The 8,255-nt window shown below is 61.3% G+C and carries 8 protein-coding genes and 1 pseudogene; 3 read left to right on the forward strand and 6 right to left on the reverse strand.

Annotation, left to right across the window (positions count from 1 at the left end; all coding sequences use genetic code 11):
- Positions 1–228: 228 nt before the first annotated feature.
- The 4 genes from AD944_RS01745 to AD944_RS01760 form a co-directional block, all read right to left on the reverse strand.
- Complete coding sequence (locus AD944_RS01745) at positions 229–1,158, reverse strand: MurR/RpiR family transcriptional regulator (RefSeq protein ID WP_052427258.1); 930 nt, start codon at positions 1,156–1,158, stop codon at positions 229–231.
- Between the two features lie 229 nt (positions 1,159–1,387).
- Complete coding sequence (locus AD944_RS01750) at positions 1,388–2,266, reverse strand: SMP-30/gluconolactonase/LRE family protein (protein WP_045543283.1); 879 nt, start codon at positions 2,264–2,266, stop codon at positions 1,388–1,390.
- A 13-nt stretch (positions 2,267–2,279) separates the two neighbouring features.
- Positions 2,280–3,017 (reverse strand): ABC transporter permease, encoded by a 738-nt coding sequence (locus tag AD944_RS01755; protein WP_045543282.1) that lies wholly within the window; start codon positions 3,015–3,017, stop codon positions 2,280–2,282.
- Entirely contained in the window at positions 3,014–3,769 is a 756-nt protein-coding gene (locus AD944_RS01760) for an ABC transporter permease (protein ID WP_045543281.1), read from the reverse strand. The genes AD944_RS01755 and AD944_RS01760 overlap by 4 nt, the downstream gene beginning before the upstream one ends.
- Positions 3,770–4,127: 358 nt before the next feature.
- Here AD944_RS01760 and AD944_RS01765 point away from each other — a divergent pair, with 358 nt between their 5' ends.
- From AD944_RS01765 to AD944_RS01775, 3 genes are read left to right on the forward strand one after another with little or no spacing between them, the layout of a single operon-like run.
- On the forward strand, positions 4,128–5,150 hold the full coding sequence (locus tag AD944_RS01765; RefSeq protein ID WP_045543280.1) for an ABC transporter substrate-binding protein: 1,023 nt from the start codon (positions 4,128–4,130) through the stop codon (positions 5,148–5,150).
- A 1-nt stretch (position 5,151) separates the two neighbouring features.
- Positions 5,152–6,543, forward strand: a complete 1,392-nt coding sequence (locus AD944_RS01770; protein WP_045543279.1) for an amidohydrolase family protein — start codon at positions 5,152–5,154, stop codon at positions 6,541–6,543.
- Positions 6,543–7,325 (forward strand): ABC transporter ATP-binding protein, encoded by a 783-nt coding sequence (locus tag AD944_RS01775; protein WP_045543278.1) that lies wholly within the window; start codon positions 6,543–6,545, stop codon positions 7,323–7,325. Before AD944_RS01770 ends, AD944_RS01775 begins: the two co-directional genes overlap by 1 nt.
- 171 nt (positions 7,326–7,496) lie before the next feature.
- Here the strand turns inward: AD944_RS01775 and AD944_RS01780 are convergent, their stop codons facing one another.
- Entirely contained in the window at positions 7,497–7,952 is a 456-nt protein-coding gene (locus AD944_RS01780) for a nitrate reductase associated protein (RefSeq protein ID WP_045543277.1), read from the reverse strand.
- A 21-nt stretch (positions 7,953–7,973) separates the two neighbouring features.
- A pseudogene (locus AD944_RS16135) lies at positions 7,974–8,255 on the reverse strand (hypothetical protein); the annotation flags it as partial.

Here is an 8,255-nt window from a genome sequence, read left to right on the forward strand (position 1 = left end):
GAGAGGGCCTCAAAACCAAGAGGTTTTTCGAACCCTCCAGGTTGTCGTTTATATTTTGACTTCACCAGATTCACAGGCAGACCCTTCCGGGTCGTCTGTCTGTGAAATGTCCTGAAAACCTTATGAAAGTTTTGGTACAGCTGTTTTCACAAAGCGTCAGGACAGAATTCTGTTCTAAAAAAGCAGCTTCCACGGATATGAATATTGTATTGTGATGTAATCGTTTGTTTATTTCCGTGTCGTGGTCGTCCGCCTGGGGCTGCCGGAATTGCCGGGACGTGAATCCATATCGAGCCAACGCAGGATCGTGCGCGTGTACTTGTTGGCGGAATCCACCGCGCCGCGCGTGCTGTGGGCAACCGCCGCGCAAAGTGCCTCCATCATTGCCAGGACGCTTGCATCCGAATTGGCGGCGAACTGGCGCTCTGCCGTGACATACAGGACAAGATCGGTCAGGGCCGCCAGTGGTGAAGCCGGGCTGTCGGTAATCGCCATGACACGCGCGCCCTGTGCCCGCGCGTCCCGTGCGACCGTGATCGTGTCAGCCATATAACGGGGAAAGGCCACCGCAATGACCAGATCCCGGCTGCCATACCGGCGCACCCTGCGCGCAGCAGTAGCCCCGCCGCCCGTAATGCCAACGGAATCAATATTGCCACGGTAGATATCAAGGCCATTGGACAGCATGGCCGCAAGATGACTGCCATTCTCCATGCCAACCACATAAATGCGGTGTGCCGTAAGGATGGCCTGGACGGCATGACTGCAGCCCTCCGCGGACAGTCCGCGTATTGTCGCCTCGATATTGCGTACGTCTTCCTGCAGGGAGGCGGCCATGACTTCCAGCGCGTTCGAACGCCCATTCAGGTTCCTGATCAGGCGGTCAACCGGCACGAAAGCAGATTCAAAACTGCGGATCAGTTCCGCCCGGAATGCCGCATAGCCGGAAAATCCCAGCGCACGCGCCAGCCGGTTGGCGGTTGCGGTCGAAACACCGACATGGGCTGCAATGTCATGAATGCTCAGGCGTGCGGCGTTGATCGGCTCATCCACCACGAAATCGGCAAGATCCCTGAGCGCCTGCGTAAGATCCGGATAGACGCGGGCAATCCGTTCCGCCATGGGGCTGTGTGGTGGCAGGGATGTGGGTGGCTGCATTCGGCAGTATCCTGACTTGGCCTTATCATCATTTCATCCAGCCCCATTCCCTCCCGCAATGGATGGGACATGGCAGGCAGGGCGGACGCATACAGACGGTGAATACGCGCCTAGGGGATGTTTTCTGCAGCGCATTGCGCGTCGTGGCAACTCTCCTTCTTCATGAAACCCGGTTTCCGCACTGTAGTCGTTTTTTCCGCGCGACTCGCAAAATCATGGGGAAACAGGCTCAACCGGCAAAACGGGGTTCGGCCATGCCCGTCACGCCAAGGCCATGCACGGCAAACAGGGCCCCCCGCAGAGGGTGGTCGGCCACCGCGTCGGGCTGCAGGCCATGCGCCATGGATGTGACAAACAGGATGTCCAGTCCTGCCCCGCCAAAGGCAACGCTGGTCACACGCCGCACTGGCATCTGGATGACCCGGTCAATGGTGCCGTCGGGCTGGTAACGCACGATCTGCCCCGCGCCACAATGCGCGCTCCAGACACAGCCTTCGGCATCGACGCAGGCACCATCAAGCCTGCCGGTCCCGTCGCACGGCAGGGTGACAAAGGGCCGCCCGCGCGACAGGGCGCCTTCAGCCGTGACGTAATCGTACACCATCATTTCGTTCGAATGGGTGTCGGAGAAATAGAAACGGCACCCATCGGGGCTCCAGCATGGCCCGTTACTGACACCAATCCCGCCACGCAGCCGGTGTAATGACAGGTCGGTATCAAGGCGGTACAGTGCGGCAAAACGATTTTCCGCCGCATCGACAACCATGGAGCCGAAGATAAACCGGCCCTGCCGGTCAACCTTGCCGTCATTCAGCGTCAGGTGCGCCCGGTCATGTCCGGGATCCACCACGCGGGTCAGGGCGCCGGTGTGGAAATCCAGCATGAAGACCCCCGTGCGCAATGCGACAACCGCCCCGCCCCCATGACGTAACGCCATTGAACCGATGCTGGCGGGAAAATCCCATGCCCGGATTTCCTGTCCATCGGCTGTCGCGCGAAACAGGCGCCTGCCAAGGCTGTCCACCCAGAAGATGCGCTGCGTATCGGCATCCCATAACGGATTTTCGCCCAGCGTTGTTTTCAGGTCAGCCACAACCGTGATGTGCATCACGTCCCCTTTCCTATCGCCAGCGCCGGGTTACGGCCCGTTCGGCATGCAGGGCCAGAAAGAAACAGCAGACCGACAGCACCATCGCCACAAGGCTGCACCCGAAGGCGCGTTCGGACCGGAATTCGGCTGTTGTAATACGGAACAGCGCACCCAGCCCCCCTGTCTGCATAAGATATTCGGCGGTCAGGCTCGCCAGGATCGCGGTCGGGGCCGCGATACGCAGGGCTGTCATACAGGATGGCACGGATGCTGGCAGTCGAAGCAGCAGCAGCCGTGCCCGCGCGCCAGCCCCGAACACGCTGAAGACATCCAGACTGCCCGCCGGAACCGACCGCAGTCCCGCGTGCATGTATACGAAGGCAGGCAGAAAACAGATGATGGCCACGATGATGATCAGCGTTGTCATGTGATACCCGAACAGGCGCGACAGAACAGGAATGATGGCCACAACCGGGATGGAAGACAGCATCATTGCAAGTGGCGTCAGCAGATATTCCATGACTGCGGAAAACTGGCACAGCAGCGCCAGCATGCCCCCCATCGCCAGTCCCGCCGTAAGGCCCGGAACGGCGACCAGCAGCGTCCCTGCCGCGGCGCGGCCATAAACCAGCGGGTTGGACGCCATATCCATGAGGACAGCCATGGGGTGCGGCATGACGATCTGGTTGACCCCGCTGGCCTGCACCCCGACCTGCCAGGCCAGCAGCAGCAGGCACGGCCCCCACCAGCGCGCAAGGAAACGTTTCATCGGTAATGCCGTCCCACGATACGTTCGACATAGCCAAGCAGGACAAAAATGATGAGTGACAGCCCACAGCACAGGATGACCGTGCTCCACAGCAGGGCGATCTGGAAGTTTTCCATCGCGCTGAGGATCAGCAGCCCAAGACCATGGGCGGAGCCGAACCATTCGCCCAGTATGGTGCCCAGGAAAGCCACTGGCACGGCCTGCCGCAATCCGGTTACCAGTGCCGGCAGGGCGGACGGGACATCAAGCAGCCACAGCCTGCGCAGGGGGGACGCGCCGAATATCTGGAACAGGTCCCTATGCGTTGGCGCGGCCGACTCAATCGCAGTACAGCCTGCGATGTAGGAGACGAAAAAGACCCCGATCGCGGCGATGGCCGTCCCGGCCCAGACAGGGGACAGCACGGCCATGAACAGCGGCCCCAGCGCGATCATGGGTATGGCATGGATAACGCTTGCCAGCCGGTCCAGCCCGGCCCGGGAAAAAGGCAGGAGATGCCCGAACAGCGCGGCTGCAAGCCCCCCTGCCTGCCCGATGCCATATCCCCATGCCGCTGTCGAAAGCGTTGCCAGACTTGCACGGATATAGAGATGCCGGCGGTATGGCACCGTAAGGCTGGCGATGACACTGCTCAGTGGCGGAAAGGTCGGGCCAAGCAGTTTTGCATTCCCGATAACCTGCCACAGGACCAGGATAACCGCGAACCCGACGGCCGCAGTGATGGCTGCGCGGAAGTGGGTGACGTATTTCATGCTGTCGCACCGTGGCGATGTATCGGGGCATGTCCGTGGCGGGATCGCAGGATCGTGTGGCCTGCGCCATCACCCCTGTGTTTCGTTCCCGTGCTACGCTTCCGTGAATACTGGACGGGCATGTCGCACCCTCCCCCTCAGGATATGAACAGTCGGCGGGAAAACGTGGCAATGCGTGGCGTGGCCTGCATTGGAATCATAACTCCCAAGAAACGATGATAGCGACCTGCATCCATCATGTCAGTAACATAATTTACACGTTGACGCTCATTTGGAAAATAAAGTAACATTTTCCATCAGGAAAAAAATTGCGTGACATGTTTCGGGGCAGGCCGGGACAGCATACGGGGGGCATGGCATGAAATGGCATCGAAGATCGTTCCTCGCCAGCCTTGCCCTGTGCTGTGCTGCGGCACCCGGTTCCACACGGGCAGCCGAAACCCCGTCCCTGCCGGTTGTCAGGCTGAAGCTCGGCTGGATTGCCAATGTCCAGTACGCAGGCGAATGGATTGCCCTTGATCGCGGGTTTTTCCGTGATCAGGGGCTGGATGTCACATGGACAGCGGGCGGCCCCAATGCGCCAGACCCGGCCGTCATGCTGGCGGCGGGACGGGCCGACCTGTCCTACATGTCATGGCTGCCGTTTCTGGATGCGGTCGCACGTGGCAATGACCTTGTGATACTCGGCACCGAAATGCCCCGCAATCCGCTCGGGGTCATTTCACTGCCCGCCCACCCCGTGCGTGTGCCGCGCGACCTGCTTGGCCTGCGCATCCTTGCACAGGGCATTAACGAGACGACGTCAATCAATGCCGTGCTCGCCATTGCGGGCCTGCCCCGGCAATGGACCTTCGTCCCGGCCGGTTTTGCCCCCGATCCGCTGCTTGACGGGCAGGGCGACGCGTTCGTGGGGTTCGATACCAACCAGAAGCTCATGCTTGAAATGATGGGCCTGAAACAGGACAGGGACTTCATTTTCACGAATTTCGCCGATCTGGGATTCGTCACCCCTGCCGCCCTTCTGGTGACGACCCGCGCCTACCTTACGCAGAACCGGCCCCGCGTCGTGGCCTTCCTGCGTGCGTTGATACAGGGGTGGACCTTCAACGAAACCGATCCCGCGGTCGCTGCCCGTCTGGTGGTTGAAAAATATGGCGAGGATTACGGCTTCGACCTTGACCAGCAGATCCTGCAGAACAGGAGCCAGATCCCCTTCACCCATTATCGCGGCATGCCGTCGCGCCCGCTTCTCTCCCTCGATCGGGACATGATGGTCGGGCCGATGTATGCCGCCGCCCGCGCGGCGGGGCGCACGGCCCTGCCCGATATCGACCGGATTGCCGATTTCACGGTTGTTCCCGAAGCCTTTAAAGGAATTTGACATGGCGCTTCCCTCTCAGGCGGATATCGTCATCCATGGATGCGATATCGTAACAATGAACGATGCCGGGGACGTCATTCGTGATGGCGTCATCGTCATAAGCAACGGCCGGCTGGCGCATGTCGGTCCCCGGACCGATATTGGCGACATTGCCGCCACGACCATGATTGACGGACGGGGCCGGATCGCCATGCCCGGCATGATTGATGCGCATGTCCATACCGCGCAGCAGCTGTTGCGCGGCAAGCTGGCTGAGATGAGCCGCCTCGGCCCGCTGCGCAACCCGCCATGGAAAAACTATTATGTTCCGTTCGAGGCCCTTCTCGATCCCGAAGACATCTATCTGAGCGGCCTGCTGGCCTATGCCAACATGATCATGTGCGGCACGACCTGTTTTGCCGAAGCCGGTGGCCCCCACCCTGATGAAATGGCCCGGGCGGCGGTTGAAACCGGCATTCGCGGTTTTGTCGCCCTGACGACATCGGACCTGAACACCAGTTTTGCAGGAAGGGACATGCCGCCATCAATGATGATGACGACGGACGAGGCGCTGGCCAGGAACATCGCCCTGGTTGAACGGTGGCGCGATCACGCCCGGGTCAGGGCCTGGATGTCGCTGCGCCAGATCATCGTGTGCAGTCCCACGCTGATCGCAGGCATGGCGGATGCGGCCCGCGCCCACGGCGTAAAAATCCATACCCATCTGGCTGAAGGCACGTATGAGGTGGATTACGCGCTGGAACAGCACGGCAAGCGCCCCACCGAATACCTGAACGACCTTGGCGCGCTTGGGCCACACCTGCACTGCGCCCATTCGGTCATCCTGTCTGCCGAGGAAGTTGACCTTTACGCCACGCACCGGATGTCTGCCTGCCACTGCGCCTTTGGCAATTACGGGATCGGCGTGCCCCGCCTGCAGGAAATGTGGCGGCGCGGGGTGGATATCGGAATGGGAACCGATGGCGCGGCCTCGGCCTTTACGCTCGACCTCTTTCAGGTCGCCCATGCCGCACGGGTCGGTCAGGCCGCGGCCATTGGCCATGCCTATCACCAGCGTGTTCCCATGTCCGGGGAAGACCTGCTCAGGATCGCGACACGTGGCGGCGCGCGCGCCGTGGGAATGGGGGACGAACTGGGCTGTCTGGAGGTCGGGCGCCGTGCGGACCTGATCCTGGTGGAGACATCCGACCTTGATCACATAGGGTCGATGGACCCGCTTTTCCTTGCAGCGCATTGCGTGGTCGGGCGGGATGTGCGCGATGTCATTATCGACGGCGCGGTGGTGATGCGTGACCGCAGGCTGCTCAACATCGATATCGAGGCCCTGCGCGCAAGGGTGAATGAACGCAGGGCAAGGATCATGGAAAGGTTTGACGCGATGGTCCAGAGCTGATGCAGCGCGTCCCGGCAATCGAGCTGAGCCATGTCTCCAAGACGTTCCAGCTGAATGACGGCCGGAACATTCTGGTGCTGGACGACATTTCCCTTGCCATCCGGGAAGGTGAATTCGTCGCGCTGCTGGGGCCGAGCGGTTGCGGGAAAAGCACGATCCTGCGCCTGATCGCGGCACTGGACACGCCCGGCGCGGGACAGATCCGGGTGGAAGGTGTGGCGCCTGCCGAACTGTCGCGCGCCCATCGTCTGGGTGTCGCTTTTCAGGATGCGGCCCTGCTGCCGTGGCTGTCGATCGCGGCGAACATCAGCCTGCCCTTCCGCCTGGCCGGGCATCCGGTCGATCAGGCACGGGTGGACGACCTGATCCGGCGGGTCGGGCTGGCGGATTTTGCCCATGCACGACCCGGCCAGCTTTCCGGCGGCATGCGCCAGCGCGCGGCCATTGCGCGTGCGCTGGTGCTTTCGCCAGAAGTCCTGCTGCTGGATGAACCCTTTGGCGCGCTGGATGCCGTCACGCGCCGCAGCATGAACCTTGAGCTCATGCGGCTGTGGAGCACGCAGCAGATCACCACCCTGCTGATCACGCATGATGTCGCGGAGGCCCTGTTCCTTGCGGATCGTATCATCGTGCTCAGGCCCCGCCCCGGCCGCATCGCCCACGAGGTTGACGTCCCCTTCCCCCGGCCACGCGACGCCACGATCATGCGCACGGAGCAGTTTCATTCCATGGCGGATACACTGACAAACATGCTTGCCGATGGTTTTGATGAACAGGCATGACCAGCTTCTGACGTGACAGGCAGGCTTTCTGGAACATGGAACGTTTCCGGGTGTTGCCGTTTTTCACGAAGGCGATGTTTTCCGGGGGGACGTGAAACAGGCTTTACCAGAAACATCCAGCAGGTTTACGGGATGTTTCATAAGCCGCCTGTCTGAAACGGGTGGCATCCGTCATGCTTCCGTATCAAGAAATTCCCGTAATGCCGGTCCAAAATTCTGGTTTTCATGGCCCGGCCGCGTCAGTTTGACCAGCGCGAAACGCTGCAGGCAGGACAGGTGCCTCCACTGTTCGGGCGTAGGTGCCCGCAACCCGCTGGATTGCGCTTTCAGCCTGATCGCATCGGGCACGCCATCAGCCAGCTGCCATGTTTCGGTCCGGGCGGGTGGAAGCAGTTTTGGCTCTTCCCCTGCCCGGGTCCTGATCAGGTGCACGAGGAACGACCGGTACGCGGTCCATTCTGGCGGCGTGGCGGCGGGACGGTCCACCAGTGCCTGCCTGTCCTGCCGGGTGAAGCGGCTCCACTGACGCAGGCTGAGTTTTACCCCGCACAGGTCCAGCTTCATGCGTACGATCATGGGAACGCAGCGTAACGACAGGGCAAAGTCCATTTCGAAATTGAACAGCACGGTTTCCCTCCCCCGCGTGGTTCACAGTGACCGTGCGCAGGCATGGGGGGGATCGGCGGGTATGGGACCGATCCAGCGCATGAGCATCTGATGCTCGGCATCGTCCACCCATCCCAGCGCCGTCATATCGCTTATGATCCAGTCAAGGTCGGACGGCAGCAGGCTGCCCCCGGCGAAGGTAACGCATTCGCGCGCGTCCCCACCGGGCAGAATGGCGTCCGTGGCCGTCCTGGGCCACCTGGAGGGTTCGAAGAACCCTTGATTGATTACCCCTGCGCCTGATTTCTGGTTTCTGGTCCTGAT

This window comes from Acetobacter tropicalis, from assembly GCF_001580915.1.
Classification (GTDB): Bacteria; Pseudomonadota; Alphaproteobacteria; order Acetobacterales; family Acetobacteraceae; genus Acetobacter; species Acetobacter tropicalis.